The sequence below is a fragment of the Morganella sp. GD04133 genome (assembly GCF_029835375.1).
Taxonomy (GTDB): Bacteria; Pseudomonadota; Gammaproteobacteria; order Enterobacterales; family Enterobacteriaceae; genus Morganella; species Morganella morganii_B.
Genome location: NZ_JAODZS010000014.1, coordinates 1 through 17894, shown reverse-complemented (window position 1 = coordinate 17894; position 17894 = coordinate 1). Strand labels below are relative to the sequence as shown.

18 protein-coding genes are annotated in these 17894 nt (G+C 52.0%); 7 read left to right on the top strand and 11 right to left on the bottom strand.

Annotated elements, in window-relative coordinates; all coding sequences use genetic code 11:
* Positions 1 to 13 precede the first annotated feature (13 nt).
* The 5 genes from sucA to sdhC form a co-directional block, all read right to left on the bottom strand.
* Complete coding sequence (gene sucA, locus N7387_RS08405) at positions 14 to 2818, bottom strand: 2-oxoglutarate dehydrogenase E1 component (RefSeq protein WP_025153454.1); 2805 nt, start codon at positions 2816 to 2818, stop codon at positions 14 to 16.
* A gap of 462 nt (positions 2819 to 3280) precedes the next feature.
* On the bottom strand, positions 3281 to 3997 hold the full coding sequence (locus N7387_RS08400; RefSeq protein WP_004235644.1) for a succinate dehydrogenase iron-sulfur subunit: 717 nt from the start codon (positions 3995 to 3997) through the stop codon (positions 3281 to 3283).
* 34 nt (positions 3998 to 4031) lie between these two features.
* Positions 4032 to 5798 (bottom strand): succinate dehydrogenase flavoprotein subunit, encoded by a 1767-nt coding sequence (gene sdhA / locus N7387_RS08395; protein ID WP_025153455.1) that lies wholly within the window; start codon positions 5796 to 5798, stop codon positions 4032 to 4034.
* Positions 5799 to 6158: a succinate dehydrogenase, hydrophobic membrane anchor protein gene (sdhD, locus tag N7387_RS08390; RefSeq protein WP_262861076.1), complete on the bottom strand. Its 360-nt coding sequence runs from the start codon at positions 6156 to 6158 to the stop codon at positions 5799 to 5801.
* The gene (gene sdhC, locus N7387_RS08385) at positions 6152 to 6541 is read right to left on the bottom strand and encodes a succinate dehydrogenase cytochrome b556 subunit (protein ID WP_015422545.1); all 390 of its coding nucleotides are present in this window, start codon (positions 6539 to 6541) and stop codon (positions 6152 to 6154) included. The genes sdhD and sdhC overlap by 7 nt, the downstream gene beginning before the upstream one ends.
* Positions 6542 to 7129: 588 nt before the next feature.
* Between sdhC and N7387_RS08380 the strand changes: the two genes are divergently transcribed.
* On the top strand, positions 7130 to 8425 hold the full coding sequence (locus N7387_RS08380) for a citrate synthase (RefSeq protein ID WP_025153458.1): 1296 nt from the start codon (positions 7130 to 7132) through the stop codon (positions 8423 to 8425).
* Positions 8426 to 8494: 69 nt separating this feature from the next.
* On the opposite strand, the gene N7387_RS08375 is transcribed toward N7387_RS08380, so the two are convergent.
* Entirely contained in the window at positions 8495 to 9259 is a 765-nt protein-coding gene (locus N7387_RS08375; protein ID WP_279798172.1) for a helix-turn-helix transcriptional regulator, read from the bottom strand.
* Positions 9260 to 9363: 104 nt separating this feature from the next.
* Here N7387_RS08375 and N7387_RS08370 point away from each other — a divergent pair, with 104 nt between their 5' ends.
* Positions 9364 to 10500 carry a multidrug effflux MFS transporter gene (locus N7387_RS08370; protein WP_279798171.1) on the top strand — a complete coding sequence of 379 codons (1137 nt, stop codon included), beginning with the start codon at positions 9364 to 9366 and terminating at the stop codon, positions 10498 to 10500.
* A 48-nt stretch (positions 10501 to 10548) separates the two neighbouring features.
* On the opposite strand, the gene N7387_RS08365 is transcribed toward N7387_RS08370, so the two are convergent.
* Positions 10549 to 11292, bottom strand: a complete 744-nt coding sequence (locus tag N7387_RS08365) for a type 2 GTP cyclohydrolase I (RefSeq protein ID WP_279798169.1) — start codon at positions 11290 to 11292, stop codon at positions 10549 to 10551.
* A gap of 127 nt (positions 11293 to 11419) precedes the next feature.
* A complete protein-coding gene (locus N7387_RS08360; protein ID WP_024474161.1) occupies positions 11420 to 11632 on the bottom strand; it encodes a YbfA family protein in 213 nt (70 codons plus the stop codon).
* A 274-nt stretch (positions 11633 to 11906) separates the two neighbouring features.
* On the opposite strand from N7387_RS08360, the gene N7387_RS08355 reads away from it, so the two are divergent.
* The gene (locus tag N7387_RS08355) at positions 11907 to 12335 is read left to right on the top strand and encodes an EamA family transporter (protein ID WP_279798168.1); all 429 of its coding nucleotides are present in this window, start codon (positions 11907 to 11909) and stop codon (positions 12333 to 12335) included.
* Positions 12336 to 12395: 60 nt separating this feature from the next.
* Here the strand turns inward: N7387_RS08355 and pgm are convergent, their stop codons facing one another.
* Together pgm and seqA are read right to left on the bottom strand one after the other, a co-directional pair.
* Positions 12396 to 14036 carry a phosphoglucomutase (alpha-D-glucose-1,6-bisphosphate-dependent) gene (gene pgm, locus N7387_RS08350; RefSeq protein ID WP_262861071.1) on the bottom strand — a complete coding sequence of 547 codons (1641 nt, stop codon included), beginning with the start codon at positions 14034 to 14036 and terminating at the stop codon, positions 12396 to 12398.
* A gap of 47 nt (positions 14037 to 14083) precedes the next feature.
* Positions 14084 to 14638: a replication initiation negative regulator SeqA gene (gene seqA / locus N7387_RS08345; protein ID WP_279798167.1), complete on the bottom strand. Its 555-nt coding sequence runs from the start codon at positions 14636 to 14638 to the stop codon at positions 14084 to 14086.
* Between the two features lie 258 nt (positions 14639 to 14896).
* On the opposite strand from seqA, the gene N7387_RS08340 reads away from it, so the two are divergent.
* A complete protein-coding gene (locus N7387_RS08340) occupies positions 14897 to 15676 on the top strand; it encodes an alpha/beta fold hydrolase (protein WP_279798166.1) in 780 nt (259 codons plus the stop codon).
* A gap of 29 nt (positions 15677 to 15705) precedes the next feature.
* On the opposite strand, the gene N7387_RS08335 is transcribed toward N7387_RS08340, so the two are convergent.
* Complete coding sequence (locus N7387_RS08335) at positions 15706 to 15960, bottom strand: hypothetical protein (RefSeq protein WP_279798165.1); 255 nt, start codon at positions 15958 to 15960, stop codon at positions 15706 to 15708.
* Between the two features lie 298 nt (positions 15961 to 16258).
* Here N7387_RS08335 and ybfE point away from each other — a divergent pair, with 298 nt between their 5' ends.
* The 3 genes from ybfE (at position 16259) to fur (ending at position 17857) form a co-directional block, all read left to right on the top strand.
* The gene (ybfE, locus tag N7387_RS08330) at positions 16259 to 16552 is read left to right on the top strand and encodes a LexA regulated protein (RefSeq protein ID WP_004235627.1); all 294 of its coding nucleotides are present in this window, start codon (positions 16259 to 16261) and stop codon (positions 16550 to 16552) included.
* 146 nt (positions 16553 to 16698) lie between these two features.
* The gene (fldA, locus tag N7387_RS08325) at positions 16699 to 17229 is read left to right on the top strand and encodes a flavodoxin FldA (RefSeq protein ID WP_004235625.1); all 531 of its coding nucleotides are present in this window, start codon (positions 16699 to 16701) and stop codon (positions 17227 to 17229) included.
* A gap of 178 nt (positions 17230 to 17407) precedes the next feature.
* The gene (fur, locus tag N7387_RS08320) at positions 17408 to 17857 is read left to right on the top strand and encodes a ferric iron uptake transcriptional regulator (RefSeq protein WP_127377165.1); all 450 of its coding nucleotides are present in this window, start codon (positions 17408 to 17410) and stop codon (positions 17855 to 17857) included.
* The last annotated feature ends 37 nt before the right edge of the window (positions 17858 to 17894 follow it).

Below are 17894 nucleotides of genomic sequence, written 5' to 3'. Positions count from 1 at the left end.
GCTTTTCCTTAATTTATTCAACGTTCAGTGCATCATTAACCAGCTCTTGTTGTTGCTGCTGGTGAACAGACGTATAACCCACGGCCGGAGAGGCGGATGCCGGACGACCCGCATAACGCAGTGCCGCACCTGCCGGAACCGCATCACGGAAATTATGCTGACAGCAGTACCACGCGCCCTGGTTGAGCGGCTCTTCCTGACACCAGACAAAATCTTTCACATGGCTGAATGGTGCGAGAATCGCATGGATATCTTCATGCGGGAACGGATAGAGCTGTTCAATACGGATAATCGCCACATCCGTCTGATTATTCTTACGGCGCTGCTCCAGTAAATCGTAGTAAACCTTACCGGAACACAGCACAACGCGCTTCACATCTGCCGGATTCAGCTCATCAATTTCACCGATAACCGCTTCAAAGCGGCCTTCGGCCAGTTCTTCCAGAGAAGAGACCGCCAGCGGATGACGCAGCAGTGACTTCGGTGACATGACAATCAGCGGACGGCGCATACCGCGCAGTGCCTGACGGCGCAGCATATGGTAAACCTGAGCCGGGGTTGACGGAACACAGACCTGCATATTCTGTTCGGCGCAAAGCTGGAGATAACGTTCCAGACGGGCGCTGGAGTGTTCCGGCCCCTGACCTTCATAGCCGTGCGGCAGTAACATCACCAGTCCGCACATCCGGCCCCATTTCTGTTCGCCGGAGCTGATGAACTGGTCAATCACGACCTGCGCCACGTTGGCAAAGTCACCGAACTGCGCTTCCCAGATAGTCAGACCGCGCGGATCCGTGGTTGCATAGCCGTATTCAAAGGCCAGTACCGCTTCCTCAGACAGGACAGAGTCCCACACATTGAAGCGCCCCTGGGCGTTATGGACATTCATCAGCGGCACATAACAGGAGCCGTTGCTCTGGTTATGGATAACCGCATGACGGTGGAAGAAGGTACCGCGACCCGCATCCTCACCGGACAGACGCACCGGAACACCTTCATCCACCAGTGTTGCGTAAGCCAGATTCTCCGCCGCCCCCCAGTCGAGCAGTTTGTTACCTTCCGCCATTTCCGCGCGGTCGGTATAGATTTTTTCGACACGCGGGTGCATATGCACTTCTTCCGGCACGGTACTGATACGGCGCGCCAGATCACTGAGGCGTTTCAGTTCCACTTTATTGGCGTAGCCGTCATTCCAGTTGTGATTCAGGTACGGTTCCCAGGTGAGCGCGGCTTTACCGATTTCACGCCACTCTTCCACCACACAGTCACCGCGATCCATGGCGTCCCGGTACATATTGACCATTTCAGTCACATCACCGGCAGCCACCACACCTTCCGCAATCAGTTTATCGCCGTAGATTTTGCGCGGTGTCGGATGCTGTTTGATTTTCTGGTACATCATCGGCTGGGTTGCACTCGGCTCATCCGCCTCGTTATGGCCGTGACGGCGGTAGCAGACCAGATCGATCATCACATCGCGGTTAAAGGTATTACGGAAATCCAGTGCCAGACGGGTCACAAAGGCCACTGCTTCCGGATCATCCGCATTCACGTGGAAAATCGGTGCCTGTACCATCTTCATAATGTCAGTACAGTATTCTGTTGACCGGGTATCTTTCGGGTTGGAGGTGGTGAAACCAATCTGGTTATTGATAACAATACGGACAGTCCCGCCCACTTCATAGCCCCGTGCCTGTGACATGTTCAGGGTTTCCTGAACAATCCCCTGGCCGGTTACTGCGGAGTCACCGTGGATGGTGATCGGCAGAACCATTTTGCTCAGATTTTGCGGCAGACGGTCACGGCGGGCACGGACAGACCCAATCACTACCGGGCTGACAATCTCAAGGTGAGACGGGTTAAAGGCCAGCGCCAGATGCACCTGAGCCCCTTCTGTCACAAAATCGGACGAGAAGCCCTGGTGGTATTTCACGTCACCGGTACCCAGATGATCTTTGTGTTTACCGGCAAATTCATCGAACAGATCCGCCGGTTTTTTACCGAACAGGTTGACCAGGACGTTCAGACGACCACGGTGCGCCATACCCAGCACCACTTCGCGGGTGTCCTGTTTACCGGCATGACGGATAAGATCTTTCAGCATCGGAATAAGGGAGTCGCCCCCTTCCAGTGAGAAGCGTTTTGCCCCCGGGAATTTCGCCCCGAGATAGCGCTCCAGCCCTTCAGCCGCAGTCAGATCGGCCAGGAAACGCCGTTTTTCATCAGCACTGAACAGTTTACTGACGTCAACGGATTCCAGACGTTGCTGGAGCCAGCGTTTCTCTTCGGTATTGGTGATGTGCATGTACTCGGCACCGATGGAGCCGCAGTAAATGCGCTTTAATGCATCAAACAGTTCACCCAGCGGCATGGTTTCACGGCCGATGGCAAAAGAACCGACGTTAAAGGTTTCATCAAAATCGGCTTTGGTCAGGTTGTGGAACGCCGGGTCCAGATCCGGAACCGGTTCCTGTTTCCACAGGCCGAGCGGGTCAAGATTGGCATTCTGATGACCGCGGAAGCGGAATGCGTTGATAAGCTGCAGGACTTTAACCTGCTTGGAATCCGTTGCCGGATCGCTGACCGAGGTGTGGTAGCGGGTTGAATCTTTGGCCAGACGACGAAAGTAGTCGCGCGTCTGTGAATGAGGTTGTTCTGTGATGTCCGCTTTCGGCAGTGAGTCGAAAATCTCCCGCCAACTTCCATCGACGGAGGACGGATCGTTCAGATAATCTTCATAGATATCTTCTATGTAGGCCTGGTTTTCTCCAGCCAGAAAGCTGGAATCCAGCCAGTCCTTCAGTGCGCCGTTCTGCATTATGATCCCTTAAGCTTAGAGCTTCATTCCCGTTGTCTTTCCGGCTGCGGTGTACCGGCTGCGTGTCTGTCCGGAAAACAGAGTGACTCTGTTCTGCGGATTACCCCGTCTGCCGCTGCCCTGCAACCTGAATGAGGCCGGGTTTAGTTTTCGCCGTGATAGCTAATACCGCGATACATTGCGGTGCGTAAAGGATTCCCGGGTGGTGCTTATGCATCTTATGTTCTGTGTATCCCTGAGGAACCTTTAGCAACGGAATAACCGTTGCTGAAGATCCCTGTGCTGTCTATAACCATACTTACATTTAAGCCAAAAAACTCACATCTTAATCACAATTAACTACATTTATTGCCGCTTCTAACACTTACTACGATAGATTATGCCTATTGTTACGGGTTAGTAAAAGATGCCTGCCGGGCAGGCATCTTATTATTATCAATCGTTTAAGCAGAATAAAGTCAATTATGCACTACGTTTCAGTAACATTGATTTAATATGACCAATTGCTTTTGTCGGATTCAGCCCTTTCGGACAGACACTGACGCAGTTCATGATGCCGTGACAGCGGAATACGCTGAACGCATCACTGATATCGTCAAGACGGGATTCTGTCTCAGTATCACGGCTGTCCGTCAGGAAGCGGTATGCGGCTAATAAACCGGCCGGGCCGATAAACTTGTCCGGGTTCCACCAGAAGGACGGGCAGGATGTCGAGCAGCAGGCACACAGGATACATTCGTACAGACCATCGAGCTTTTCGCGCTGCGCCGGTGACTGCAAATGCTCACGTGCCGGCGGGTTTTTGTTGTCGTTGATCAGATACGGGCGGATCTTTTCATACTGCGCGTAGAACTGCCCCATATCCACCACCAGATCCCGCACCACCGGTAAGCCCGGCAGCGGACGGATCACCACTTTTTTGCCGCCTTTCATCAGTGCCGACAACGGTGTGATACAAGCCAGACCGTTTTTGCCGTTCATATTGATGCCGTCAGAACCGCACACCCCTTCACGACAGGAGCGGCGGAATGACAGGCTCGGATCCTGCTCTTTCAGCAGAATAAGTGCATCCAGCACCATCATGTCCCGGCCTTCTTCCACATCCAGCTGATAGTTCTGCATGTGTGGTGCGTTATCCACATCCGGGTTATAGCGATAAACTGAAAATTCAACTTTCATAGTATTCTCTCCGCAAATGCCTCATCACCACACATCAGTAAGTACGAATCTTCGGCGGGAAGGGATCACGCAGCTTCGGCTGCATGTTCACCGCACGACGTGTCATGGTTTCAGATTGCGGCAGGTACAGGGAATGACACAGCCAGTTCGCATCATCACGATCCGGATAGTCAAAACGGCTGTGCGCACCACGGCTTTCAGTACGGAAGTTAGCGGCCATTGCAGTGGAATACGCCGTTTCCATCAGGTTATCCAGCTCCAGACACTCAATGCGCTGGGTGTTGAATTCTGATGAGGTGTCATCCAGACGCGCGTACTGCAGGCGCTCTTTAATGGCTTTCAGCTCTTCCAGTCCCTTGGCCATTGCATCCCCTTCGCGGAATACCGAGAAGTTGTGCTGCATGCAGGATTGCAGGGCCTTGCGGATAGCAACCGGATCCTCACCGCTGCGGGTGTTGTTCCAGCGGTTCAGACGCGCCAGCGCCGCATCAACATCCGATTCACCGGCATCACGCATTGCGCCCTGCTCCAGAATGGATTCTTTCAGATGCAGACCGGCTGAACGGCCGAAGACCACCAGGTCAAGCAGTGAGTTACCGCCGAGGCGGTTTGCGCCGTGAACAGAAACACAGGCAATTTCACCGACCGCGAACAGACCCGGCACCAGCACATCCTCACCCTGCTCATTCATGGTCACAACCTGACCGGTGACTTTGGTCGGGATGCCGCCCATCATATAGTGGCAGGTCGGGATAACCGGAATCGGTTCTTTGACCGGATCGACGTGGGCGAATGTCCGTGACAGTTCCAGAATACCCGGCAGACGGGATTCCAGCACCTCTTTGCCCAGATGGTCGAGTTTCAGTTTGGCATGCGGTCCCCACGGACCGTCACAACCCCGCCCTTCGCGGATTTCGATCATAATGGAACGGGCAACCACGTCACGCCCGGCAAGATCTTTGGCGTTCGGTGCATAGCGCTCCATAAAGCGCTCACCGTCTTTATTGAGCAGATAACCGCCCTCACCACGGCAGCCTTCAGTGACCAGCACCCCGGCACCGGCAATCCCGGTCGGGTGGAACTGCCACATTTCCATATCCTGCAGCGGAATACCGGCACGGACCGCCATACCGACACCATCACCGGTGTTGATATGGGCGTTGGTGGTGGACTGATAGATACGCCCTGCACCACCGGTCGCCAGAATCGTGGCTTTGGCTTTGAAATAGACCACTTCACCGGTTTCGATACAGATAGCGGTGGTCCCCATAATGGCGCCGTCCTGGTTTTTCACCAGATCGAGGGCATACCATTCGGAGAAAATCGTGGTGTGATTTTTCAGGTTCTGCTGATACAGCGTATGCAGCAGTGCGTGACCGGTACGGTCAGCCGCAGCGGCAGTACGGGCTGCCTGCTCGCCCCCGAAATCTTTGGATTGTCCGCCGAACGGACGCTGATAAATACTGCCGTCGTCCAGACGGGAGAACGGTAACCCCATGTGCTCCAGTTCCAGCACCGCTTCCGGGCCGGTTTTACACATGTATTCGATAGCGTCCTGGTCACCGATGTAATCCGACCCTTTTACGGTGTCGTACATGTGCCATTCCCAGTTATCCGGATGGGTATTCCCCAGCGCCACCGTGATACCGCCCTGGGCGGATACGGTATGAGAGCGGGTCGGGAATACTTTGGATAACAGGGCGCAGGACAGGCCGGACTGAGAAATCTGAAGTGCCGCGCGCATACCTGCGCCGCCTGCACCGATAACAACTGCATCAAACTCTCTGACAGGTAAGCTCATTTAGACACCCCACACAATGATTGAACCGTAAATGACATAAGCCGCCAGTACAATAATGACAATAAATTGCAGCAGCAGGCGCAGGCTCAGGCACTTGACGTAATCCGTCAGTACCTGCCATAACCCGACCCAGGCATGGGCGAGAACGGCGATCAGTGTCAGGGTGGTGAACACCTGAGTGAATGATGCGGTAAAGAAGCGGTACCAGACGTCATAAGTGATGTCGGAGGTAAAAGCTACAAAACCGATGAGGTAGAGTACATAAAGTGTAATCACAATGGCGCTGGCACGCAGAATTAACCAATCCTGTATCCCGTTACGGCCGAGCGTGGTCGCACTGATTTTTGAATTTTTCACCATACCAGAACCCCCGCCAACACGGCTAAAATCACAGTCAGAACCATGGAAATCTTCGCGGATGAAATACCGGCAGCCAGCGTTTCATCAACAAACCCGAAATCCATTAACATGTGACGAATACCACCGCAGATGTGGTAAGCCAATGCAGTGAGGATGCCCCAGAGGATAAACTTCGCGAAGAAACCGCTCATGATATCAGCAGCCTGCGCAAACCCTTCCGGCGAGGACAGCGACAACCCTAACAGCCACAGCAGAATCGCTACAGCAATAAAGGTAATGACGCCTGAGACACGGTGTAAAATTGAAGCGATTGCAGGGATCGGAAAGTGGATCGTCTGCAAGTCTAAATTGACAGGTCGTTGTTTTTTCACAATTTTGCCCACACAGCTCTTTATTATTTTTCCTTCCTCCGGACCCGGGCGGAAATCAGACAGCGCTGGGGTAATAAGAACAATCCTTAAGTAAAATCCACATCCGTATTGTTTTACAAAAGTAATGATTCAGTTACGCTGGGTGCTCCTGCTTCAGGGAATTCCGGAGACCTTGGGGCAGTATATGGACTTCACAATATGATTACAATTCCCATACAAAATGTTTGGTCAGATTTAGCCAGAACAGTGAATAAGATCACGGTTCACACAATAAAAACGCCCATTATTATTACTTGTGACATTTTTACAACATTTGGGTCACAAAGTATGGTTAAATACAAAAATTAAAACGACAATTACCGGCAAGAAAGACTTCCCGTAAGTGCAAACTTATGCAAAAGTGTAACTTGCAAAAAATGCACAATATCTTGCTGTACAACATAACTTTTATCGCAACACAAAGTTTCATTAACAATCTGATAACCCATCATGCGCCGTACCGGATAACGTAATACCAGGTACGGTATCCATTCAGGTAACGCATCAGTGGTTATCACAAAAGATTGCAAAACAAATAATAAATGCGCTAAGGAGACCTACATGTCTAATACAAAGGCGGAGCTGACACTAAACGGCGTCAGGGTTACTGATCTGGATATCCTGAGCCCGACTCTCGGCCAGCCCGTGGTTGATGTCCGGACGCTCGGCGGGAAAGGCTACTATACCTTTGACCCCGGCTTCACCTCCACTGCGTCCTGTGAATCAAAAATCACGTATATCGACGGTGATCAAGGTATCCTGTTACATCGCGGCTTCCCGATAGAAGAGCTGGCGATGAAATCTGATTATCTGGAAGTGTGCTATATCCTGCTGTACGGCGAAGCACCTGACCAGAAAGAGTATGACGAATTTAAAGAAACCGTTAAACGCCACACCATGATCCACGAGCAGATCACCCGCTTATTCAACGGGTTCCGCCGTGATTCTCACCCAATGGCCGTGCTCTGCGGCGTAACCGGCGCGCTGGCGGCGTTCTACCATGATTCGCTGGATGTGAATAATCCGCGCCACCGCGAAATTGCGGCCTACCGTCTGCTCTCCAAAATGCCGACTGTCGCGGCAATGTGTTACAAATATTCTGTCGGGCAGCCGTTTGTCTATCCGAAGAACAATCTTTCCTACGCCGCTAACTTCCTGCGTATGATGTTTGCCACCCCGTGTGAAGAGTATGTGGTCAATCCGGTGCTGGAACGTGCCATGGACAGAATCCTGATCCTGCACGCAGACCACGAACAAAATGCCTCTACTTCCACTGTCCGGACCGCCGGTTCTTCCGGTGCCAACCCGTTCGCCTGTATCGCAGCCGGTATTGCCTCCCTGTGGGGACCTGCTCACGGCGGCGCGAACGAAGCCTGCCTGCGTATGCTGGAAGAGATCCAGACCGTCGATCACATCCCGGCCTTTATTGAACGTGCGAAAGATAAAAACGACTCTTTCCGCCTGATGGGATTTGGTCACCGCGTGTACAAAAACCATGACCCGCGTGCCAAAGTGATGCGTGAAACCTGTCACGAAGTGCTCAACGAACTGGGTCTGAATGACAGCCTGCTGGAAGTGGCGATGGAGCTGGAGCGTATCGCGCTGAACGACCCATACTTTATCGAGAAGAAACTCTACCCGAACGTGGATTTCTACTCCGGTATCATCCTGAAAGCACTGGGTATTCCGTCAAATATGTTTACGGTGATCTTTGCTATCGGCCGCACTATCGGCTGGATCGCCCACTGGAGCGAAATGCACGACGACGGCCTCAAAATTGCCCGTCCGCGTCAGCTTTATACCGGTTACACTGAGCGCCCGTTTGAAACCAAAGTCACCAAACGCTGTTCATCGTAACAATACCGTATCAATCCTTATAAAACCCTCTGCCGAGGGTTTTTTTATGCATTTTTAACTCCCGGCTATTCATTTACCCATATATTCACCGGGTGTTTTTCCGGTCATCTTACGGAAGAAAGAGACAAACGCGCTGTCACTGGCAAATCCGAGCGCCTGTGCAATATCGCTGTTGCGGTATTTTTTCGCCAAAAGTTCAACAGATTTTATTAATCGCCACTGCTGCCGCCACTGCTGATAGCTCATCCCAGTTTCCCGCCGGAAAATCCGGGTGATCGTCTTCTCCCCGGCACCACAGCAGGACGCCAGTTCATTGAGCGGCGGCGGCAATATCCGCGTATCCAGGTTTTTCAGCCGCCGGTCAGACGGCAGCGGTAATTGCATATTTTCCCGTCCGGCCAGCGCCAGCTCATCCAGAAACACCGGCAGCAGATGCTGTAAGCGGGGTTGTGTCCAGTCACTGTCAAACGGCAGTCCGGCAAAGAGAAACAAGATCCCGCGCAGCAGCGGTGATACGCCGAAAATTTCACAGGTTGGCGGCAGACGGGCGCTGAGCCGGGCATCCGGATACAGCGAGCGGTAGCCGACAGCCTCAAACATCTGCGCGCGGTGCAGCATCTGCGGCGGGATCCACGCCACCCGTGTCGGCGGCAGAACGGAGAGAGTGTCCGTCAGGGTGATCTGAATCGCCCCCCGCTCGGTAAACAGCAATTGTCCGCGCTGATGGCGGTGAAAACCGGAATCATGCTGTGCCGCCATATCTGCGGCAATGCCAATCAGTGGTGCGGAATAGCTGTCCGCATCAAATGCATCACTTTGCTTCAGCCACGCCATATTGTCCCTTTTGATAAACAGAATGTCCCTATTATTATAATAAGACATCCCGCCTTTTGCTAATCTGCGTCCCGTTCATTTCAGTTACAAAAAAGGGGGACAAAATGACAATACAAAAACCCGCATTAACACTTGCCGTTGCCCTGATGATGTTCCCGCAGATAGCGGAAACCATCTACAGCCCGGCGCTGACGGATATCGCGCAGGGATTCAGCGTCAGTGCGGCACAGGCAGGGCAGACACTGTCCCTGTACTTTTTCGCCTTCGCACTCGGTGTGGTCACCTGGGGACGTTTATGTGATATTGCCGGACGCAGACGCACCATGCTGAGCGGTCTGATACTTTACGCTGCCGCCTCCTGTGGTGCGGTTATCACGCAGGATTTCAGTGTGTTACTGATCCTGCGGATGCTGTCTGCTTTCGGGGCGGCGGTCGGCTCAGTCGGCACGCAAACCATCATGCGCGACTGTTACCGTGGTGATGAGCTGGCAAAAGTGTTTTCTGTCATGGGAATAGCACTGGCTGTCAGTCCGGCACTGGGGATGTTCAGCGGCGCGGTACTGACCGCTTTTGCCGGTTATCAGGGCGTCTTTACCGGACTTGCCGTACTGGCGGTGACGCTGCTGGCATGGACAGCACTCCGGTTACCGGAAACACGTCCGGCACATATCGCGTCCGTTTCACTGCCGGAAACAGCCGGTCGTATGCTGTGTGACCGCTTTATTCTGCGCAACGTGCTGCTGATTGCCTTTCTGAATATCAGCCTGTTCAGTTACTACCAGTTAGCACCGTTTTATTTCAGCAGGCTGGGTTTCACACAACAGGAATTCGGTTACAGCGGATTACTGCTCGCACTTGGTGTGGCCGCCGGCTCTGTGATCAACCGTGCCCTGCTTAAACGCGGATGGCACAACCATTCACTGATCCGCCTTGCTGCCATCATCGGTATGGTCAGCGCTGCTGCGGTCTGGCTGTTGTCCGGATCGATTTTGTTTGTGCTGCCGGTGACAGGTATCGTGATTTGTTACGGGCTCGCCATTCCGAATATTCTTGCCGGTGTGTTACAGGATTACCGTGACCGCCTCGGCACTGCCGGTGCGCTGCTCGGTCTGATGTATTACCTGCTGATTGGCGGCGGACTGGCACTGGCCGGGCTGAGTCAGAATCTCGGTATGTCACTGTGTATCTGTGCTGCGGGGACACTGCTCTGCACACCGCGCAAGGCTGTACAACGTACATAAACAACGCAATAAAAAGCCGGTCTTCTGACCGGCTTTTTATGTTACTGATTATGCAGGATTCGGGATATCCACAAAAATGACATCCAGTCCGTGTGTTTTCTGCAACCATTCACCCAGAGCACGGATCCCGCCGCGCTCGGTGGCATGGTGACCGGCAGCAAAGAAGTGCATCCCGCATTCACGGGCGATATGAATTGTCTGCTCTGACACCTCGCCGGTCACAAAACCATCAAGCCCCGCATCTGCGGCGGCCTGAATAAAACTCTGGCCGCCGCCGGTACACCAGCCCAGCTTTTTAATCTGAGCAGGCGCATTATCCCCGCAATGCAGAATTTCCCGATCCAGCCCCTGCTGTAAACGCTGCGCCAGTTCCTCACCGCTGACCGGCTGCGCGAACTCGCCGTACGGAAGCAGCGAATCAACCTGCCCGGTGACCGTGACCCCCATCAGTTGCGCCAGTTTCGCGTTATTACCCAGCTCCGGATGCGCATCCAGCGGCAGGTGATAACCGTATAAATTCATATCGTTACACAGCAGTGTTTTGATTCGGCGCTGCTTCATGCCCCGGATACTGACCGGCTCGTTTTTCCAGAAATAGCCGTGATGTACCAGAACTGCATCGGCATTCAGTCTCACCGCTTCATCCAGCAATGCCTGACAGGCGGTCACGCCGGTCACCACGCGCTGAACCTGTTTACGCCCTTCAACTTGTAAACCGTTCGGGGCATAATCCTGAAATTCCTGTACTGCCAGCTTTTCATTAATAATCTGTTCTAATTCAATATGATTCATACATTTTTCCTGTCCGTGCGGATAGATTTACCATACCTTCCCTGCCCGCCAATAGCAATTTGCAGGCATAAAAAAACGCCCCGCGATAACATCGCCGGGCGTCTCTTTTGCTTTCCGGATGCCGGTATCAGTGCTGCTGAGTGCTGCTTACCGCATTTTCTGAACGTGCCAGCCAGACCGGTTTGTCACTTGTCTTGGACCACACGCGGTACAGATAGCTCCAGAAGCGGGCGCGATCCCGGTAGAACAGCATAAACGGGAACGCCAGGATACCTAAAGATACTGCACCGGTACGGCGCAAGAGAACCTTATGCAACGGATATGCCTGAAATGTTGACATTGAGACCCTCCTTAATAACGGATTATCGCAAAATGGCAATAATCACCGAATGTATTTCGCTTTCATATTAGCCCGTTTGGTGAAACTTTACCACTCATCTGACCACTTATCCCCGGTATGATACGCACGAAATGCCTCTTTCCCGTAATTAAATTACAAAATTGTTATTTTTTATCATTTTGATAACATTTTTATAGTTTAAAATTAGGCTAATACAGTAATGAAAATGCCTTATGATATTCACACCACTAATTGATAATGGGAATTATTTATTATGAGTGCCTGGCTGGTTTATGCCCTGCTGTCTGCTATCAGTGCCGCCATGGTTGCAGTCTTCGGGAAAATGGGGTTACAGCATCTGGATGCCAATACCGCAACCGCAATCCGCGCCGTCATTATGGCGTTATTTTTAGTCGGCGTTGTTATCGTTCAGGGAAAACTGAATTTAATCAGTGAGATAATCGAAAACCGCAAAGCGTTGTTCTTTATTGCTCTGAGCGGAATTGCCGGTGCGCTTTCCTGGCTGTTCTATTTTATGGCGATAAAAAACGGGCAGGTTTCACAGGTTGCCCCGATTGATAAACTGAGTGTGGTCTTTGCCGTCATTTTGGCTGTGATCCTGTTCGGTGAAAAAATATCTCTGATTGCCGCAGGCGGCGTTGCACTGATCACGCTCGGTGCGCTAATGGTTGCACTGGGATAAAGCAGGCAAAAAAACGCGGAGGGAAAGATCCGCTCCGCGCTGCTTTTCCGGGGGAATGCGTCAGTCCGCAATCACCTGGTTAACTATTTCAATCGCTTCTTTTTCTATCTGTGCCAGATGTTCCGGACCCCGGAAACTTTCACAATAGATTTTATAGGCATCTTCCGTACCGGAAGGACGCGCGGCAAACCACCCCTGCTCACTCATGATTTTCAGGCCGCCGATCGACGCGCCGTTACCCGGCGCGGCTGTCAGGCGGGCGGTGATCGGATCACCGGCCAGGGTATCAGCGGTCACCATTTCCGGAGACAGCTTCGACAACCGGGACTTTTCCGCGTGACTGGCTGCTGCCTGGATCCGGCTGTAGCACGGCGAACCGAATTTTTCCGCCAGATCATCATAATGCTGCTGCGGGTTTTTGCCGGTCACAGCGGTCAGCTCGGCGGCCAGCAGGCAAAGGATAATACCGTCTTTATCGGTTGACCACGGTGTACCGTCAAAGCGCAGGAAAGAAGCCCCCGCGCTCTCTTCACCGCCGAAGCCCAGCGTACCGTTATACAGCCCGTCCACAAACCACTTGAACCCGACCGGCACTTCCACCAGATCACGCTGTAAATCAGCGACCACGCGGTCAATCATTGCGCTGGACACCAGGGTTTTGCCGACACCGACAGAAGCCGGCCACTCCGGACGGTGCTGAAATAAATAGTTAATCGCCACCGCCAGATAATGGTTCGGATTCATCAGCCCTTTCGGCGTCACAATCCCGTGACGGTCGTAATCCGGGTCATTGGCGAAGGCCAGTGAGAAGCGATCACGCATGCTGAGCAGCCCTGCCATGGCCCATTTTGAGGAGCAATCCATACGGATAACCCCGTCGTGATCCAGCGGCATAAAGCGGAATGTCTGATCCACCTGCTCATTGACCAGCTCAATATCCAGATCATAAAAATCACGGATGCGTTTCCAGTACTCAATCCCGGCACCGCCCAGCGGATCCACACCGATTTTGAGTTTCGCGTTACGGATAGCATCCATGTTGATCACCTCACTGAGCGAGCTGACATACGGCTCAATCAGGTTCACCGCAGTAACCAGCGGGCTGCACAGGGCATCACACACCGGCATCTGTTTCACCTGCGCCATATTACCGGCCAGCAGCACATTGGCACGCTTTTCGATCACAGAGGTGAGGTCAGTATCTGCCGGGCCGCCGGTCGGCGGATTATATTTGATGCCGCCATCTTCCGGCGGGTTGTGCGACGGGGTGATAACAATGCCGTCCGCTTTATCAGTATGGTCGCGGTTGTAAGTCAGAATGGCATGAGACACCGCCGGTGTCGGGGTGAAGCCATTGTTTTCCTGAATAATAACGCGGACACCATTTGCTGCCAGTACGGATAACACCGTCTGAAACGCCGCTTCAGACAGTGCGTGAGTATCTTTGCCCACATAGCACGGCCCGGTAATGCCCTGCTGCTGACGGATTTCAGCGATTGCCTGAGTGACCGCCAGAATATGTGCTTCATTGAAACTGCCGCGCGCCGCACTGCCGCGGTGGCCGGAAGTCCCGAATCTGACCTGCTGTGCCGGATCCGCCGCATCAGGTGCAAGGGTATAATACTGAGAGGTTAGCTGCGCCACATTGATTAAATCGGATTGTTGCGCAGGCTGGCCAGCCCGCGGGTGCGTATGAGCCACTGTGTCATTCTCCCCTGATTACGCCGTCACCGGCAGATAAATACCCCTTACAGGGTATTGCAGACTTTCTCGACAGTGTTTGCCGGGAAGCCCATTCCCTGCATAATCTGTTCTACCATGCTCTGCTTGCGCTGAGTATTGGTGTTGGTGATAACCCAGAACGGCGTGCCCGGAATGTGGCGCGGCTTGCAGGTCTTACCGCTGGCCAGCAGCGTGTGCTCATCACCGGCAAAATAGACGCGGGTGCGGCCATGGAGCTCATCAGTGCTTTTGCTGAACCCTTGCGGATCAATATTATACAGTGCGGATAACACCAGCATAAAACGGTCGATGGTTTTCTTTTTCTCTGCATAACTGTCAGATAACAGCAGTTCGCGCATGACCCTGACCGGATCCTGAGAAACGGTTTTTACCGGGCGCGGGGTGACCGGCGGGGTTTTATTCTCAGCGCGGTCAGTTGCAGCAGGCGCGCAGGTGGCACCCGGCGTCTGTGGCCCTAAATTCAGCATACGGCGTAAAATTACCGATGCGCTTTCACCAATGTGCTGTGTGTGGCTGGCAATATAACTGTAAAGTTCTTCATCTACATCGATTGTTTTCATTTCTACCCGGTTCTTTTATTCGTTAACGCGGAACACCTTATTATAAGATAGAAAATCGCAAAACAAAACAAGTAAAATTTCAATAACTTAAACTAAAAATCACCGCAGTTTTCCCCATCCGGCATTTAAAAAACAAATCAGTAAGTTATCGTTTCCGGACACACAATCAGTCAAAGAAACATTTACTTAACATGTTGGTTTCCGGAGGCTGCCGTGTCATCATAACCACCTGTTTTGCTCTGCGGATCGGTTATTACTATGAAATTACCTGCATTACTTCATCATGAAATATTCACGCCTGAAATATCACATCACACCACACCCATTGTTCTGATCCACGGTTTGTTCGGGGATCTGCATAATCTCGGGGTGCTCGGCCGTGAACTGCGGAAAACGCATACCGTGGTACAGATTGATGTCCGTAACCACGGCGATTCACCACGCGCACAAACCATGACGTACCGGGAAATGGCGCAGGATGTGCTCGACCTTATCCGCTCCCTGCATTTCGGGAAAGTCATTGTGATTGGCCACTCTATGGGCGGAAAAATCGCCATGGCGCTGGCTGCACTGGCCCCGGACGTGACTGAAAAACTGGTTGTTATTGATATGGCACCGGTCGCTTACGGTGTGCGCCGTCATGATGAGATTATCGCGGCACTGGAAGACGTTACCGCCGCCGGTGTCTCTACCCGCACGGAAGCCACCACAATCATGGCTCAGCGTATCCGTGAGGACGGTGTCATTCCGTTTTTGCTGAAATCCTTTAAGCAGGGAGAATGGAAATTCAACCTGCCGGTTATCAAAGCACAGTATGAGTCCATCATCGGCTGGGAAACCCTGCCGCCACAACAGGTTCCGCTGCTGCTTATCCCGGGGGGGAATTCATCGTATGTGAAACCGGAATACCGCGACACGATTATGGCGCAGTTCCCGCAGGCAACCGCGCATGTGATAGCCGGATGCGGTCACTGGGTACACGCTGAAAAACCGGAGGCCGTTTTACGCGCCATCAGCCGCTTCCTGGATAAAGCCTGACAGCAGTGCCGCCGTCACGGTGGCATCATTTACTGACGAAAGCTCAGTATCCGGTTGTCAGTGTCACTCTCCTGCCACCAGGCCACGACCGCACGAACCTGGTGTCTGACATCCTGCCCCGGCAAATCAAAACAGATATCCAGCAGGCAGCAACCGGATAAAATCAGACACAGATACTGAAGCTGACGAATAAGTACCACCAGTATCTGCTTTATTTTACTGCCGGTATCGTGCTTTCTGTGCGACATCTGCGATAACACCGCCGGTTTTGAGATACGATCCATGTGCGCGTCCTCTGTTGTTCCCTTGCTGAAAATACATACTACGGAATACCTGCCCTCAAAAATACTCTGTTATCCTGATATGAAACCTCTCTTTTTTCTAATATATTCATAATGATAATTACAAAAGAGAAAGCATCAATCCGACTTGTAATCCGCAGTAACACTGCCGCCGTGCGGTGCGATGTTAATCAATCGTCACAAAATCCGCAGCAACAGACCGTGAAGCGGTGGCGGTAAGCGGGATGGCGGTGTATCATTGCGCGTTTATCATTGTAATCCGCCTTTTCGTAGTAAAATTATGGCCAAAGAACAAACGGATCGTACCACGCTGGATTTGTTCGCTGACGAACGCCGGCCCGGACGCCCGAAAACAAACCCGCTCTCCCGTGATGAGCAGTTGCGGATTAACAAACGCAATCAGCTGCGGCGTGACAAAGTTAACGGATTACGCCGCGTTGAGCTCAAACTGAATGCGGATATTGTCGATGCCCTGAATCAGCTGGCATACGAAGAAAACGTGAACCGGGGCGAACTTATCGAGCAAATTCTGCTTGATTACCTTCAGCGTTCAGATTTATGCACCAAATTGTGAGACGACACACCACACAAATTTGACAGACTTCAAATACTGTTTTCGTCAGAATAGTATTTATGAAGATGAAATAGTTATAATTTCTGCTTGTTGTCGCTGCGGCGTCCTTTTGCAGGCACAGAGATTTTCGGTTGAGAGGCTTATTTATGGCAATCGCAGGTATATTTTTCGGTAGTGACACCGGTAACACAGAAAATATCGCTAAAATGATTCAGAAATTACTCGGCGATGACGTGGCTGAGGTCCGGGATGTTGCCAAGTGCAGCAAAGAGGACATCGAAGGGTTTGATTTCTTACTGCTGGGTATCCCGACCTGGTATTACGGCGAAGCACAGTGTGACTGGGATGATTTCTTCCCGACGCTGGAAGAAATTGATTTTAACGGTAAAATTGTGGCTATCTTCGGTTGTGGTGACCAGGAGGATTACGCGGAGTATTTCTGTGACGCCATGGGCACCATCCGTGACATCATTGAACCGCGCGGTGCAACCATTGTGGGTCACTGGCCGACGGAAGGCTACCACTTTGAAGAATCAAAAGGCCTGGCGGATGACAGTCACTTTATTGGTCTGGCCATTGATGAAGATCGCCAGCCGGAGCTGACTAACGAGCGCGTGGCAAAATGGGTTGAGCAGATCCGCGAAGAAATGAGTCTCGATGAGATTCTGGCAATTTAAGGTTTTCCCTTAAATTGCGAATGATAATTCTGCTTATTTATGTAATGATATTATTATCCGGTCCGGTATCGGTCAGGCGAATCGCACCTGACACTTTTTGATAGCCGGGCATTGTGTTCAGCCGTTGAGCGTTTTCCTTAGCATATGCTCACCAGCGACAATATAGGACTAAATCCGCATGACCGATAACAATAAAGCATTGAAAAATGCAGGACTGAAAGTCACACTTCCCCGCCTGAAGATTCTGGAAGTGTTGCAGGATCCGGAGTGCCACCACGTCAGTGCGGAAGATCTCTACAAAAAACTGATCGATATCGGTGAAGAGATTGGGCTTGCCACTGTCTACCGCGTTCTGAACCAGTTTGATGACGCCGGTATTGTCACCCGTCATAACTTTGAAGGCGGCAAATCCGTTTTTGAACTGACCCAGCAGCAGCACCACGATCACCTGATCTGCCTGGATTGCGGTAAAGTGATTGAGTTCAGTGATGAATCCATTGAATCACGTCAGAAAAATATCGCGGAACGCCACGGTATCAAACTCACCAACCACAGCCTGTACCTGTACGGCCATTGTGCGGATGGTGACTGCCGTTCTGATGAAGGTATCCACGACGAGAAAAAATAATTCTCGCCGCTGATCGTTTTATAAAAAAGGCGCTATT

Bases quoted from the DNA above. Each gene is read 5' to 3' on its own strand.
- fldA (WP_004235625.1), top strand. From the start codon at position 16,699: ATGGCAATCGCAGGTATATTTTTCGGTAGTGACACCGGTAACACAGAA.
- N7387_RS08375 (WP_279798172.1), bottom strand. From the start codon at position 9,259: ATGGCGTGGCTGAAGCAAAGTGATGCATTTGATGCGGACAGCTATTCC.
- ybfE (WP_004235627.1), top strand. From the start codon at position 16,259: ATGGCCAAAGAACAAACGGATCGTACCACGCTGGATTTGTTCGCTGAC.
- sdhA (WP_025153455.1), bottom strand. From the start codon at position 5,798: ATGAGCTTACCTGTCAGAGAGTTTGATGCAGTTGTTATCGGTGCAGGC.
- N7387_RS08365 (WP_279798169.1), bottom strand. From the start codon at position 11,292: ATGAATCATATTGAATTAGAACAGATTATTAATGAAAAGCTGGCAGTA.
- N7387_RS08380 (WP_025153458.1), top strand. From the start codon at position 7,130: ATGTCTAATACAAAGGCGGAGCTGACACTAAACGGCGTCAGGGTTACT.
- N7387_RS08360 (WP_024474161.1), bottom strand. From the start codon at position 11,632: ATGTCAACATTTCAGGCATATCCGTTGCATAAGGTTCTCTTGCGCCGT.
- sucA (WP_025153454.1), bottom strand. From the start codon at position 2,818: ATGCAGAACGGCGCACTGAAGGACTGGCTGGATTCCAGCTTTCTGGCT.
- N7387_RS08340 (WP_279798166.1), top strand. From the start codon at position 14,897: ATGAAATTACCTGCATTACTTCATCATGAAATATTCACGCCTGAAATA.
- N7387_RS08355 (WP_279798168.1), top strand. From the start codon at position 11,907: ATGAGTGCCTGGCTGGTTTATGCCCTGCTGTCTGCTATCAGTGCCGCC.
- fur (WP_127377165.1), top strand. From the start codon at position 17,408: ATGACCGATAACAATAAAGCATTGAAAAATGCAGGACTGAAAGTCACA.
- seqA (WP_279798167.1), bottom strand. From the start codon at position 14,638: ATGAAAACAATCGATGTAGATGAAGAACTTTACAGTTATATTGCCAGC.
- sdhD (WP_262861076.1), bottom strand. From the start codon at position 6,158: ATGGTGAAAAATTCAAAAATCAGTGCGACCACGCTCGGCCGTAACGGG.
- N7387_RS08370 (WP_279798171.1), top strand. From the start codon at position 9,364: ATGACAATACAAAAACCCGCATTAACACTTGCCGTTGCCCTGATGATG.
- N7387_RS08335 (WP_279798165.1), bottom strand. From the start codon at position 15,960: ATGGATCGTATCTCAAAACCGGCGGTGTTATCGCAGATGTCGCACAGA.
- N7387_RS08400 (WP_004235644.1), bottom strand. From the start codon at position 3,997: ATGAAAGTTGAATTTTCAGTTTATCGCTATAACCCGGATGTGGATAAC.